Raw genomic sequence first — 12963 nt, forward strand, 5'->3', positions numbered from 1 at the left:
TGATTCTACCCTTTACCCGTGACTGACGCCGACCTGATTGCTGCGTGCCGCCAAGGCAGTGGCCGTGCCCAGAAACTGCTCTACGAGCGGTTTGCGGGCATGATGCTGGGCGTGTGCATCCGGTATCTGCGCCGGCGCGAAGACGCCGAGGAAGCCATGCTGGGCGGGTTTGCCAAAGTGTTTCGGGCCCTGGACCAGTACCGCCACGAGGGTAGCTTCGAGGGCTGGATTCGCCGCATTATGGTCAACGAGGCCCTGGGCCAGCTGCGCCGCAAGGAGCCTCTGCACCTGGCCATCGACGACATGGTGACCGACGTGCCGGCCACGGCCGCCGAGGCCGAAAGCAACCTGAACGCGGCCGACCTGCTGGCTTTGCTAGCTGATCTGCCGGCCGGCTACCGCACCGTGTTTAACCTCTACGCCCTGGAAGGCTATTCCCACCCCGAAATTGCCGAGCTGCTGGGCATTTCTGAGGGCACTTCCAAATCGCAGCTGAGCAAGGCCCGCGCCATGCTCCAGCGCCGCCTGGCTGCCGCCAGCAGCAGCGCTTCCACCTCCTCACCGAAAGAATATTATGCAACCGGAAGATATTGATAAGCTGTTTCGCGATAAGCTGCAGCACCACGCTCCCACGCCGCCCGCTTTCCTCTGGGACCAGCTGGAGGAAGAAATCCGGCCGGCCCGCAAGCGGCCGGCCCTGTGGCTCTACGCCGCCGCGGCCATGATTGCCCTACTCATCGTGGCCGGCGGCGGCTGGCTGCTGCGGACTCCTGGTTCGGATTCGGGCCTGGCCTCGGGCACGCTGGCAACAACTACCCGCCCGGCTTCCTCGGCTAAACCAGCCGCTGCCGGCCCCGAAAAAAAATCTGCGGCTTCCCAGGCAACTGCCGCCACCGAGTTGCCATCTAGCGGTGTAGAAGGCCAGCAGGGCCAGGCTGCTACCGAGGTAGCCACCACGAATGCTTCCGTTCCTGCTGCAAAGCCGGAAGCAGTTCACCGGCCCAGCGGTGCTACTCCGACGACGGAACGCACCGCCCTGCTAGCCCAAACCAGTTCCTACTCCACGAAAGCCATCCGCCCGGCGTCGGTACCCGCCCGGCCGGAGGCTACTACTTCCTCTGCCGCCGCGACGCAACCGGAGCGCCGCCCCGACGAGGCTGTAGCCGTGGTAGAACCTACCCCGAACCCGGCCCCCACGGGCCCTATCGAAGTGGAAGTGCACCGCGGCACGGAAGCTCCGGTAGTAGCCCTAGCAGCCCCGGCGGACGCGCCGCAGCCGTATGCGTCGGATTCTCACCTCAAAAACTTGTTTCACAAAGCCAAAACCGCCGTCAAGGACGGCCGGGTGAAGCTGCCCAAAGTGGAGCTCCCCGAATCGGTAACGGTGCAGGTCAACGTGTTTAATCACTCGACCACCAAAGTCATTCAACTCTAAGATTTCTCAACTCCCTACGTCATGAAACGTTTTTCCGCGCTGTTGGCCCTGCTGCTGCTGACAGTTTTGACGGGCCCCACCCGTTCTCAGGCCGCCTCTAAGCCCGCCAACGACGACACCATCGTGGTGAAACTGCCCAACCAGGCCACCATGACCCTGCATACCAAGAACAAGGAACAGCTGCGTGAGCTGCGCACCTACCGCCTCGACACGCTTATGGCCCTGCTGGACCGCTACATTCACCAAGCGGAAGTAGCCAGCAAGAATGCCGGCAACAGCTCGGTAACCATGGAATTCTACCCGGCCAAGGACCGCCCCGGCACCCAGGCCCCCGAGCAGATCCGGGTGACGGTGCGCAACGAGGAGCCCGCTACCAAAGTGGCCGTGAAAGGCTACAAGTTCGGGCAGGTGTTCAGCGTGACGGTGAAGGAAGGCAAGAACGGTAAGAACGACGACGAGGTGTCCATCAGCATCGGCGACAACGACGACCATAAATCCGACTCGCTGCGCAATGTTGAGCGCAACGCCCGCAGAGAAGAGCGGGCCAACCGGGCCGTGCACAGCAACTTCGCCATCGACCTGGGCCTGAATGCGCTGACCAACCGCTCGAACCTGAGCGAGGAGCAGTTCGACCTCAAGCCCACCGGCTCGCGCTACGTCAGCCTGAACTGGTACTACGACATCCGGGTGGGTGGCCGCCGCAGCCCGCTGTTCCTGACCCTGGGTCCGGAGCTGGCCTTCAACAACTACATGTTCGACAACAACCGCCGCCTGGTCACCTCCGACACCCGCACCAGCATTTTGCGGGAACCCACGCTAGGCCTAGAAAAAAGCAAGCTGGCCACCACGGTTATCAATCTGCCCATCATGGCCAAGCTCACCTTCAAAGACAAATCGGGCCGGGACGCGTTCCGGATTGGGGCGGGCGGTTTTGCCGGCTACCGCTTGGCCAGCCACACCAAAATCAAGTACGAAGACGAGGGCAACACCCGCAAGGACAAAGACCGGGGCAGCTTCAACTTGGAAGACTTTCAGTACGGTTTGCAGGGCAAAATCGGGGTGCGAGGCCTGGACCTGTTCGTCAAGTACAACATGAACGAGCTATTCAAGGAAAACCGCGGCCCCCAGGCCCAGTCCATCAGCTTCGGCATCTCGATTCTGGACTAATCCGTTTTCACTACACGCACAAAGGCCCGGCAGACGATTCTGCCGGGCCTTTGTGCTACCAGGAAAGCTGCTTGCTTACATTGCCCGGTGAAAGTTGTCGAGCAGAATGGCAGCCGACACGGCCACGTTCAGGCTTTCGGCCCCGCCGGCGCCGGGAATAAACAGGCGCTGGGTCAGGCGGTCCAGCACCTCAGGCCGCGGCCCGTGCGACTCGCTGCCCATAATGAGCACGCCGCCGGGGCGCAGCGTGAGCCGGTGCACATTGTCGCCTTCGAGGTGAGCCCCGTAGCGGGGCAGCGCGGCGGGCAACGAGTCAAGCCACTCGGGCAGCTCGCGCTGCCACACCGGTACCCGGGCAAACGAGCCCATGGTGGCGGCAATGGTCTTGGGTGCCCACGGGTCGGCGCACGACTCGGAGCAGACCACGCCCTGCAGCCCGTACCAGTCGGCCAGGCGGATGAGGGTGCCCAGGTTGCCCGGGTCGCGCACTTCGTCCAGGGCCAGCAGTAGCTTATCGGGGGCGGGCTGCAGGGGCGTTTCTTCGGGCAGGCGGGCAATAGCCAGGGCCGTGGTATTGTTGGAGAGCGTACCGAGTTTGGTTAATTCTTCCTCCGTGACGATTTCAACCGGTACCTTCGCAGGTAGGGTCGGGATTTTTGCGGCAAACTCAGCCGTCAGGAACACCCGCTCCGTTAAGAGCCCGGAACGTAACAGCTCGGCCACACTTTTGCCGCCTTCCACCAAAAAGGCGTTGTGGCGGAGCCGGTATTTCTTCAGGTGCAGCGCGTGCACGTATTTCGCTACTGCTTTTGAAACCATATTCGCTGTTTACTAACCGCCCCGAGCGGCTTATTATAAAATGGACAACCGGCGCAGTGCTGGTCAGCGTGCTGTTGCTGCTGGCGGGCTGCTCGCCGCTGCGGCTGCTGGGTCCCAAGCAGAAGCTGCTCAGTCGCATCCGGCTGGAAGGCGTCAAGGAGGCCGATGCCGAGCGCATCGAGGCGCTGTATCAGCAGAAGCCCAACAGCCGCTTTCCGCTGCCAAAGCTAACAATCTACCAGCTGGGAAACCGCTTTTACAACAAGCCCCGGCTCGAAACCAAGCTCCAGCGCATCCGCACCGAGTTTGATGAGCGCATGCAGGCCGCCCGCCCCGACTCGGTGAAAGTGGGTAAGCTGCTGGCCCGGCGCGAGAAGCGCACCCGCCGCCTACAGCTGGCCCTCGACAAGGGCAACGCCATTATGCGCCTGGGCGAACCGCCGGTGATTTACGACTCGGCCCTGACGGCCAAGACCGTGCAGCAGATTGCCACGTTTCTCAAATCCGAGGGCTTTTTCCGCAGCCGCGTCACGGCCACCGACACGGTAGTCGACCGTCACTTTTCGATAGGCCACCTGTTTGCCGCTCCCGATACGGTGCACAACCGCCGCGTAACGGTAACGTACCGCGTAACCGAAAACCAGCCGTTTCACTACACCCAGCTCGATTACGACATTGCCGATTCGGCCGTGGCGCGAGTAGTCATGGCCGGGCAGCCGGCCTCGCTGCTGCGCATCAATGACCGCTACAACGAGGCCGTTATCGGCCAGGAGCGCAGCCGCCTGGAAACCTTGCTCAAAAACGCGGGCTACTTCGACTTTCGCCAGCAGTACATTTCCCTGGAAGCCGATACCAGCTTTGCGCCTACTACCGTGCGCCTGCGCACCATCATTTCTAACCCCGGCCCCGGCGAACAGCACCAGGTATACACCGTGCGGCGGGTACGCTTTATTACGGATGCCGGCACGGTGCGCTTCGGCGTGAAGCGCGACACGCTGGTGCGTGACTCGGTGTACTACCTGGCCTTCAGGCAGCGCTTCAGCACCAAGATTCTGGACCGCAAGCTCACCGTGCGCCCCGGCGACCGGTACAGCCTACAAAACACGCTGCTAACCCAGCGCCAGCTCACCGACCTGGACATGTTCCGGTTCAACACGGTGAATTACAATAAGATCCGCCCCACCAACGGCGACAGTATCAGCGGCCGGGGCCAGCTCATTGCCACCGTGAATGCCTCACCGACCAAGAAGTACCAGGAAACCACCGAGTTTGGGGGTACGTACGTGGCCGGCCTGCCGGGGCCGTTTATCAACTTCCGGCTGAAAGTGCGCAACATTCTGGGCGGGGCCGAAGTGCTGGAAATTGGTTTGCGCTCTGGCTTCGAAGGCCAGCTGAGCCGCCTGGGCCTCGAAAACAAAAGCGTGCTGACCACCCAGCTCGGGGGCAACGTCAACCTGATTATTCCGCAGTTTCTGGTGCCCTGGAACACGAACCGCTTCCTGACGCGCTACAACCCCAAGACCCGCATCAGCGCCAGCTACACCTACGTCAACCGGCCCGAATACACCCGCACCAACCTGGAGGCCTCCTACGACTATATCTGGCAGCGCTCTGCTTTTCACCAGTACGTGCTTACGCCCATCGACCTGAGCGTTATTTACACCCCGACGATCAGTGACCGGTTTTCCGCCGACCTGGAAAAGCTGCGCGTGACGCAGGGCTCGCCGCTGTTCCGCAGCTTTACTAACCTGTTTGTGCCCAGCATCAACGCCACCTCGCTCTACAACTCCAACGATTTCACGCAGACCCGCGACGCGCGCTACCTGCGCCTGTTTGCCGAGGTCGGCGGCCTGACCCGCTCCCTGTACCAGGACAAGCTCAAGCTCAGCGTCTACGACTTTGTCCGGCTCAGTGCCGACTACCGTCGCTACCACAAGCTGGGGCCCCACTCCTTTTTCGTGTACCGCCTCAACACCGGCGTGGCGCATGCTTTGACCAAAACCGACGGCCAGTACACGATTCCCTACGACAAGTACTTCTTTGCCGGCGGCAGCTCCAGCGTGCGGGCCTGGCGGCCGCGGCGCCTGGGCACAGGCACCTACACCACCTACAAGCTCAACGACGACGGCACCAACCAAATCGACAAGACGACCGGCCTGCCCGTGCGCGACTACGACCTGGAGCAGCCCGGCGAAGTGCTGATTGAAGGCAACCTGGAATACCGCTTTCCGCTTTACAGCTTCATCAACGGGGCCTTGTTTACCGATTTTGGCAACGTCTGGACCCTGCAGGACCAGGGCACCCGGCAGGATGCGGTTTTCCGTCCCAGCCAGTTTTACCGCCAGTTTGCTGTGGGCTCGGGTATTGGTATCCGCTTCGATTTCACCTTCCTCATCCTGCGCCTCGACATAGCCACCAAGGTCTACGACCCGACCGCACCAGGCAACAAGTTTGTACTGCCCAACTTCCGCCTTGCCAAATCCCCCAACCAAACCGCCTTCAACCTCGGCATCGGCTATCCATTCTAAAAGGTGAAAAGGTGATGTGGTGAGATAGTGAGTTTTCCTTTGAATAGCACGAAGCATAATGAGCCGATGCCCTTCAAGAAACCGATATTGTGTGCATCACGCGGCTATAATCTTTACCCTACTTAGTATGTATACGGCTCCCTTGTACCAGAAAGCCCCTTACTACCACGTGTAGTAAGGGGCTTTTTACTTAAGCTTGGCACATTTCAGATGGTGGGTGGTAAGGCCTGAACGACAACTCGCTATTTCACCACTTCACCATCTAACCACTTAGTATTCCAGCAGCTCGGCTAGGGCGGCGGCTACTTTTTCGGCGCTGGGCAGCATCTGGCGCTCCAGCTCCACGTTGAGGGCAATGGCGGGCAGGTTGGCGGCACCCAGGGTGAAGACCGGTGCGTCGAGCTGCTGGAAGCAGGTACGTTGAATCCGGCCGGCCAGGGACTCGGCAAAGGAGTTCATCAGCGGCTCCTCGGTCAGGACCAGAGCTTTGCCGTGGCGGCGCACAGCAGCCTGCACGGCGTCGAAATCGAGCGGGTTGAGGGTGCGCAAATCCAGGATTTCGACCTGGCCGGCAAACTGCTTGCTGGCGGTTTTGGCCCAATGCACGCCCATGCCGTAGGTGATGACCACGCAGGTGTCGCCCTGCCGCAGCTTTTCCGCATCAGCCTCCTGGGCAATGGCAGCTTTACCCAGCGGAATAGCGTAGCCGGTGGCCGGCTCCACGGTTTTGGCCTCCTCGGTGCCGGGTACTTTGCTCCAGTACAGGCCTTTGTGCTCTAGCATTACCACCGGGTTAGGGTCGAGGAAGGCGGCGCGCAGCAGGCCCTTCATGTCGGCCGCGTTGCTGGGGTACACCACCTTGATGCCGCGAATCGTGAGCAGGGTGCTTTCAACGGAGCCCGAGTGATAAGGTCCGCCCCCGCCGTAGGCCCCGATGGGCACCCGAATCAGGCTCTGCACCGGAAACTTGCCATTGGAGAGGTAGCACGACTTGCTGAGCTCTTCCACGAGCTGGTTGAGGCTGGGCCAGATGTAGTCGGCAAACTGAATTTCGACAATGGCCTTGGCACCCACGGCACTCATTCCCGCCGTGGAACCCACGATGTAGGCCTCCTGAATCGGGGTGTTGAACACGCGGGTGTCGCCGTACTTTTTGGCCAGCAGGGCCGCTTCGCGGAACACGCCGCCCAGCTCCCCACCCACGTCCTGCCCGTAGAACAAGGCCTCGGGAAACTCGCGCAGAATATCGTCCACGGTGTGCAGGGCCGCGTCCACCATCAGGGCTTTGTCGGCGCCGGCGGGGCTCCGTTCCCCGATTTCCTGAGTCACGGTGGGCTCGGCAAACTCGTGGTCGGCGAAGGTGGCGGGCTCGGGGTTAGGGGCGGCCAGGGCGCGCTGGTAGTCGGTTTGTACCAGCGTGCGGGCCTGCTGACCCAGCTCCTCTAGCTCGGCTTCAGCAATGCCCAGGTCGAGCAGCTGCTGGTGCAGGCGGGGCAGCGGGTCGTTGGTAGTGTGCTCAGCCAGATTGTCGCCGCGGTACCACTCGCGCCGCACGCCGCTGGTATGGTGCCCCAGCAGTGGGCACTTGGCGTGCACCAGAATCGGGCCGCGGGTGCGGCGCACGTAGTCGAAAGCCGTGGCCAGGCCGGCGTAGGAATCGGGGAAGTCGGCCCCGTTCACGCGCAGGCGCTGCAAGCCCTTAAAGCCGGCAGCAAACTCGTAGGCATCCATGGCGCGCATCTCCCGGCCGGTGGCCGAAATGCCCCAGTCGTTGTCTTGCACCAAATAAATAATGGGCAACTGATGCAGCACGGCCATTTGCAGGGCCTCGGACACTTCGCCCTCCGTCATGGCCCCGTCGCCGATGGAGCAGACCACGACCGGGCCACCCTGCTGGGCCTCGGCAGGCAGCAGGCTATACAGGCCGGGGCCGCTTTTGCCGCTTTCATACCAGTCGCGCGGGTCGGGCATCACCGGATTCAGGCCCTGGCTTTCCAGGTATTTGATGCCGTGGGCCATGCCCGTAGCCGGAATAGCCTGCATGCCCGTGGCCGAGCTGTTGTGCGGAATAGTCGGGAAACCGGCCCGGCGTAGCGAGGGGTGCGAATAATATGTGCGGCCGCCCGAAAACGGGTCGTCGCGCTTGGCCATGAGCTGCAGCATCAGCTCGTAGGGCTCCAGGCCCAGGCCCAGCAGCATGGCGTCGTCGCGGTAGTAGGGCGTCACGTAGTCCTGGGGGCCCAGAAAGCAGGCGGCGGCCAGCTGAATGGCCTCGTGGCCCCGGGCCGTGGCGTGTACGTACTTGGCCGTTACGGCCTTGTTTTCTTCGTAGAGGCGGGCCAGCTCATCCCCCGTGCGCATCAAAGAATACACGCGCAGCAGGGTGGCCCGGTCGGGCTGAGTGGCGTTGAGCTGAGTGGTGAAGTCGGTTTCCAGGGTGGGAGCAGTTGAATTCGGCATGGGAGGCTAGGAATACGGGGCGAAAGTACGGCATCAAAACGACAGCAACATGGTAAGCCGGCCGGGAGTTGCGTTGTTACGGGCCCTGCCTGATGAGGTAGCCCGACCCTTGTATCCGGCAGCTGCTCCCCGCGGCTCATCCGTAAAACCACCCGCAGTTTCTTTTCTGGCCGAAGCCCGATGCCCGTTTCCCCGCAGGACCAGCTTCGCTCGTGGCCTTTTGCTTGCAGCAACCCAAACCAAACGCGCGCAAACTCCTACCTTTGCGGCTTGCTAATTGCTCCGCCGCCAGGCGGTTTTCCTTTTCTGCTCGAGTCGGCCCCGTAGGCGGCTCGTCAGCCTTGGCCGTTTTTACCCGTATGCTGTCCGCTTCTTCTTCTCTCGCGCCCGTTGCGTCCACCTTCCGCGACACCGTAGCCACCTGGCTGCGCGACTTCCAGCTCCGTCTCTGCCAGCAGCTCGAAGCCGCCGACGGCCAAGCCACGTTTCAGTCCGACGAGTGGCAGCACGGCAGCGGCGGAGGCGGCCTCTCCCGCGTGATTCAGGGTGGGGCGGTGCTGGAAAAAGGCGGGGTCAACTTCTCGGCCGTGTGGGGCGAAATGAGCGAGCAGGCGGCCCGGGTGCTGCTCATGCCCAACCCCAACTACTTCGCCACCGGCGTTTCGGTGGTGCAGCACCCGCGCAGCCCCATGGTGCCCATTGCCCACATGAACGTGCGCTATTTCGAGGCCGGCAATGGCGAGGCCTGGTTTGGCGGCGGCATCGATTTAACCCCCATTTACGTGGATGAGCAGCAGGCCCGCTGGTTTCACGAGCAGCTCCGGCAGGTCTGTGACGCGCATAACCCGGCCTATTATGCCCGCTTCAAGCCCTGGGCCGACGAGTACTTTTACCTGCCTCACCGCCAGGAAACCCGGGGCGTGGGTGGCATCTTCTTCGACCGGCTTACCGTGGGCAAAGACGGCACCCGCGAGGAGCTGTTTGCCTTTATCCAGGCCGTGGGCAACGTGTTTGGCCCCACCTACACCGAGCTGCTGCGGCAGAACCGCGACCTGCCTTTCGGGGAGCGGCAGGTGCAGTGGCACATGCTGCGCCGGGCCCGCTACGCCGAGTTTAACCTGGCCTTCGACCGGGGCACGCGCTTTGGCCTCGAGACCGGGGGCCGCACTGAAAGTATCCTGATGAGCCTGCCTCCGCGCTGCGAATGGCACTACGACCAGCGCCCCGAGCCCGGCTCGGCCGAAGCCGCCACTCAGCAGTGGCTGCGTAAGGGCGTGGAGTGGCTCGCCGAAAACCCCAGCACGCTTTGATCAACCAACTGCAAGCCCTGGACCGCTGGCTCTTGCTGGCGGCCAATAACCATCATTCCAACGCGCTGGACGCCTGGATGATTTTCTTTTCAGAACGCTTCGTGTGGTTTCCGGCCTACCTGGTGATTCTGCTCGTGCTGGGTTACATGTACCGAATGCGGGCTATGCTACTGCTGCCCCTGCTGGGCCTAAGCGTGGCGTTAGCCGACGGTATTTCGAGCCGCTTCTTCAAACCTTACTTCGCCCGTCTGCGCCCCTGTCACGACCCGCAGCTTTCGGCTACGCTCAACCTGGCCAGTGGCTGCGGCGGGCAGTTTGGCTTTATGTCGTCGCACGCCGCCAACGCCTTTGCCCTGGTTGTTTTTCTGTGTTTAGCTTTGCCCCGGCGCTACCGGCTGGCCAAAGTGCTGGTATTCATCTGGGCCGTGCTGGTGTCGTACAGCCGCATGTACCTGGGGGCCCACTACCCTTCCGACGTGCTGGCCGGCTCCGTGCTGGGCAGCTTGGCCGCCTGGGGCTGCTTCCGGCTGTATCAGTGGGGGGCGGCCCGATGGTGGCCCGCCCCTGTCTTTCCTTCCTAGATAAAGCACGCTAATATGACCGATGCCAACCGCCGGTTTCTGTTTCTGCCCGGCAGCACCCGCCGCCAGGGCAACAGTGAGCAGCTGGCCCGTATAGCCGCCCAATACGTACCGGCCGGCGCCGAACAGCACTGGCTGAATCTGCTCGACTATCCCCTGCCCGATTTCGTGGACTTGCGCCACGATGGAGTCTACCCTGCCCCGGAAGGCAATGCCCAAGTGCTGGTCGATGCCACTTTGCAGGCCACCGACTTAGTGCTGGTCATGCCCCTGTACTGGTACACCATGCCGGTGCCGACCAAGCAATACCTCGACTACTGGAGTGCCTGGATGCGGGTTCCCGACCTTGATTTCAGGGTGCGGATGGCGGGTAAGAACTTCTGGGCCGTGGTGGTCAGCAGCGGCGAGCGGGCGGAAGCCCAACCCCTGGCCGATACGCTCCAGCTAAGCGCAAACTACATGCGCATGCCCTGGGGCGGCCTGCTCTTCGGCAATGGCTCCCGCCCCGGTGACATCCTGCAAGACAAAACGGCCCTAACGGCAGCCGAAACGTTCTTTCTGAGCGAGCCTCAATTGTAAATCAGGCCCGGTTGGGGTCCTCTATAACACAACGCCCCTGCTCGGGAAAACCGAGCAGGGGCGTTGTGTTGGTGCCTGAAGGAGTTACTTTTTGCCGGGCTTGCGGTTGCCGGTGTGCCCGTCGCCCCGGTCGCCCTGACCGGGACGACTGGTGCGGCTGGAGTTGTGCTTATCATCCTGGGACAGGGAACGGTTCAGGTCCACTTCGCTGGTAAACTGACCTTTCTCGTTGCGGCGCACGTAGCGCTTGTCGCCCGGGGTGGGTTCTATCAATTCGCGTTTCGACATGGCGTAGGGAAATCAAGGTGAGATAGTCTCTATACGCGGCCTGCCCTGCCAGGTTAAGCTGCCCGGCGCGGGCTGTTGAGCTTAACTTCTTGTTGTTCAAGCAGTGGCTCATAGGTAGCCGAGACAAGAGTAAGGGCTTACCCGCAGTAGCATCAAGGCACATTCCCCGTGGCTTTACTTAAACCAATTGTCCCAAGCCATTTACCGGCTGGTAGGTGTCCTACAACAATCGTTTCCAAGCTCGCACCACTTCCTCCCGGCCCCATACCAACTTTGGAATCAGCTACTCACTCACTGCCAGCATCACCCCAAAGTTGCCGTCGGTTTGGACCCACTGCTGGCCGGGCGCATATGTGCGCGACACGAAGCCGTCGAGGTAAAGCGCGTTGCGGCAGCCCTGGCGGCGGAAGTAGTCGGCAAACTCGTAGAGGCTCACTTTATGCTTCGACATGGCTAGCAGCACGTGGCCGTTGGGTAAAATTCCCACCCCGTTGCGAATCTGCCGGTTGCTGGAGCCGGGCGTAAAAGCCGGATGAATCTGGCCCCGCACCACCAGCATCGGCCCCGACTGCGTAGCGTACAGGATGCGGCGAAAATACCGGAAGCTCGCAGTGGGGCACACCACCGCGTGCTGGTCCACGGTCGTGTAAAACACGCCGTTGGGTTTGAGGTAGAAGTTGCCCGCCCCCGAAGTTGTATCCAGCGGCGCAACCACCCGGCCATCCTCAACAAACAGGCCCTGGGGCGAGTAATCGGGCCGAAACATGCCGGCATTCATGGCGAAAACCACCCGGTGCCCGCGCCCACTAAGCCAGGCCGTCAGGCGCTGCAGGCTTTGCAGGGGCCGATTTGTTTCATCCTTCCAGTACAGCCGCAGGTCCTGCTTCTGCAAATTGACTTGGTAGCTTACATAATCCGAATCGGCCGGCGCGCAGCTGCTCGGGGTCAGCGCTGCAGTGGCAAGTCCGCCTAGCATCCATAGCGCTACCAAGTGGCCTCTGCCCTTCCAGCGGCTTGGCACACGCCCTACCATTAGCGCGAGCCGCTACCGGCCCAGGAGCTTGGCCACGTACTTGCCCACGATGTCGAACTCCAGGTTCACCAGGTCGCCGGGGCGCAGGTGCTGGAAGGTGGTGTGCTCGTAGGTGTAGGGAATGATGGCCACGGCAAAACTGTCGTCGGTCGAGTCGAAGCAGGTCAGGCTGGTGCCGTTAATGCAGATCGAGCCTTTTTCCACCGTCACGCGGCTCGGGCCAGGCTCATGACGGAAGCGGTAGAGCCAGCTGCCGTTCTGGTCGGTTACACTCTCGCACACGGCCGTTAAATCGACGTGGCCCTGCACGATGTGGCCGTCGAAGCGGCCGTTAGCCGCCAGGCAGCGCTCCAGATTAACCTGCCGGCCCGGAGCCCAGGAGCCCAGGTTGGTTTTCTGCAGGGTTTCGTCGATGGCCGTTACGACGTGGGTACCAGCGGCAGCATCCACGGCCACTACCGTCAGGCACACGCCGTCGTGGGCCACACTCTGGTCAATCTGCAGCTCGTGGGCAAAGGGCGCGGCCACGGTGAAGTGCCGGTTGGAGCCCTCCGTTTTCACGTCGGTAATAGTGCCCAGGGTTTCTACAATTCCAGTGAACATGGCGTTGTTAATGTGCGAATGTGGTTGAATGTGCTGAAGTGCTAATGCCGAACTCGTGTCTTTGCGAGGACGAAGCCATCCGTCCCCTTAGATGGGCTCAGCTATCTTTTGTGACCAGCCTCAAGGTATAACAACGAAAAGGGCTTTATGGTGAAAGGAC

General features: G+C 61.8%; 12 protein-coding genes. 7 read left to right on the plus strand and 5 right to left on the minus strand.

Annotated features, from left to right (window positions below):
- Positions 1 to 18 precede the first annotated feature (18 nt).
- Genes MUN80_RS18730 through MUN80_RS18740 form a run of 3 tightly spaced genes read left to right on the plus strand, consistent with a single transcriptional unit; the run spans position 19 to position 2602 of the window.
- On the plus strand, positions 19 to 594 hold the full coding sequence (locus MUN80_RS18730) for an RNA polymerase sigma factor (RefSeq protein WP_244715157.1): 576 nt from the start codon (positions 19 to 21) through the stop codon (positions 592 to 594).
- Positions 575 to 1435 (plus strand): hypothetical protein, encoded by an 861-nt coding sequence (locus MUN80_RS18735; RefSeq protein WP_244715159.1) that lies wholly within the window; start codon positions 575 to 577, stop codon positions 1433 to 1435. The genes MUN80_RS18730 and MUN80_RS18735 overlap by 20 nt, the downstream gene beginning before the upstream one ends.
- A 21-nt stretch (positions 1436 to 1456) precedes the next feature.
- Positions 1457 to 2602 carry an outer membrane beta-barrel protein gene (locus MUN80_RS18740; protein WP_244715161.1) on the plus strand — a complete coding sequence of 382 codons (1146 nt, stop codon included), beginning with the start codon at positions 1457 to 1459 and terminating at the stop codon, positions 2600 to 2602.
- A 75-nt stretch (positions 2603 to 2677) separates the two neighbouring features.
- Here the strand turns inward: MUN80_RS18740 and MUN80_RS18745 are convergent, their stop codons facing one another.
- Complete coding sequence (locus tag MUN80_RS18745) at positions 2678 to 3421, minus strand: TrmH family RNA methyltransferase (RefSeq protein ID WP_244715163.1); 744 nt, start codon at positions 3419 to 3421, stop codon at positions 2678 to 2680.
- On the opposite strand from MUN80_RS18745, the gene tamL reads away from it, so the two are divergent.
- Positions 3412 to 5949: a translocation and assembly module lipoprotein TamL gene (tamL, locus tag MUN80_RS18750; protein ID WP_244715165.1), complete on the plus strand. Its 2538-nt coding sequence runs from the start codon at positions 3412 to 3414 to the stop codon at positions 5947 to 5949. The genes MUN80_RS18745 and tamL overlap by 10 nt on opposite strands.
- A 270-nt stretch (positions 5950 to 6219) precedes the next feature.
- Here tamL and MUN80_RS18755 read toward each other — a convergent pair whose 3' ends face one another.
- Positions 6220 to 8409: an alpha-ketoacid dehydrogenase subunit alpha/beta gene (locus tag MUN80_RS18755; protein ID WP_244715167.1), complete on the minus strand. Its 2190-nt coding sequence runs from the start codon at positions 8407 to 8409 to the stop codon at positions 6220 to 6222.
- Positions 8410 to 8768: 359 nt separating this feature from the next.
- Here MUN80_RS18755 and hemF point away from each other — a divergent pair, with 359 nt between their 5' ends.
- The 3 genes from hemF to MUN80_RS18770 are packed head-to-tail and all read left to right on the plus strand — an operon-like array spanning position 8769 to position 10879.
- Positions 8769 to 9719 (plus strand): oxygen-dependent coproporphyrinogen oxidase, encoded by a 951-nt coding sequence (hemF, locus tag MUN80_RS18760; RefSeq protein WP_244715169.1) that lies wholly within the window; start codon positions 8769 to 8771, stop codon positions 9717 to 9719.
- On the plus strand, positions 9716 to 10300 hold the full coding sequence (locus tag MUN80_RS18765; protein WP_244715171.1) for a phosphatase PAP2 family protein: 585 nt from the start codon (positions 9716 to 9718) through the stop codon (positions 10298 to 10300). Before hemF ends, MUN80_RS18765 begins: the two co-directional genes overlap by 4 nt.
- Before the next feature lie 15 nt (positions 10301 to 10315).
- Positions 10316 to 10879, plus strand: coding sequence for a flavodoxin family protein (locus MUN80_RS18770; protein ID WP_244715173.1), 564 nt, complete (start codon positions 10316 to 10318; stop codon positions 10877 to 10879).
- An 84-nt stretch (positions 10880 to 10963) separates the two neighbouring features.
- On the opposite strand, the gene MUN80_RS18775 is transcribed toward MUN80_RS18770, so the two are convergent.
- The 3 genes from MUN80_RS18775 to MUN80_RS18785 all read right to left on the minus strand — a co-directional run bounded on the left by MUN80_RS18775 (position 10964) and on the right by MUN80_RS18785 (position 12803).
- Positions 10964 to 11167, minus strand: coding sequence for a hypothetical protein (locus MUN80_RS18775; protein WP_244715174.1), 204 nt, complete (start codon positions 11165 to 11167; stop codon positions 10964 to 10966).
- Between the two features lie 283 nt (positions 11168 to 11450).
- A complete protein-coding gene (locus MUN80_RS18780; protein ID WP_244715176.1) occupies positions 11451 to 12143 on the minus strand; it encodes a phosphodiester glycosidase family protein in 693 nt (230 codons plus the stop codon).
- 69 nt (positions 12144 to 12212) lie between these two features.
- Entirely contained in the window at positions 12213 to 12803 is a 591-nt protein-coding gene (locus MUN80_RS18785) for a riboflavin synthase (protein ID WP_244715178.1), read from the minus strand.
- Between the last annotated feature and the right edge of the window lie 160 nt (positions 12804 to 12963).

The organism is Hymenobacter cellulosivorans, from assembly GCF_022919135.1.
In the GTDB taxonomy this organism is placed as follows: Bacteria; Bacteroidota; Bacteroidia; order Cytophagales; family Hymenobacteraceae; genus Hymenobacter; species Hymenobacter cellulosivorans.

Bases quoted from the DNA above. Each gene is read 5' to 3' on its own strand.
- MUN80_RS18735 (WP_244715159.1), top strand. From the start codon at position 575: ATGCAACCGGAAGATATTGATAAGCTGTTTCGCGATAAGCTGCAGCAC.
- MUN80_RS18740 (WP_244715161.1), top strand. From the start codon at position 1,457: ATGAAACGTTTTTCCGCGCTGTTGGCCCTGCTGCTGCTGACAGTTTTG.
- MUN80_RS18745 (WP_244715163.1), bottom strand. From the start codon at position 3,421: ATGGTTTCAAAAGCAGTAGCGAAATACGTGCACGCGCTGCACCTGAAG.
- MUN80_RS18755 (WP_244715167.1), bottom strand. From the start codon at position 8,409: ATGCCGAATTCAACTGCTCCCACCCTGGAAACCGACTTCACCACTCAG.
- hemF (WP_244715169.1), top strand. From the start codon at position 8,769: ATGCTGTCCGCTTCTTCTTCTCTCGCGCCCGTTGCGTCCACCTTCCGC.
- MUN80_RS18770 (WP_244715173.1), top strand. From the start codon at position 10,316: ATGACCGATGCCAACCGCCGGTTTCTGTTTCTGCCCGGCAGCACCCGC.
- MUN80_RS18775 (WP_244715174.1), bottom strand. From the start codon at position 11,167: ATGTCGAAACGCGAATTGATAGAACCCACCCCGGGCGACAAGCGCTAC.
- MUN80_RS18780 (WP_244715176.1), bottom strand. From the start codon at position 12,143: ATGCTAGGCGGACTTGCCACTGCAGCGCTGACCCCGAGCAGCTGCGCG.
- MUN80_RS18785 (WP_244715178.1), bottom strand. From the start codon at position 12,803: ATGTTCACTGGAATTGTAGAAACCCTGGGCACTATTACCGACGTGAAA.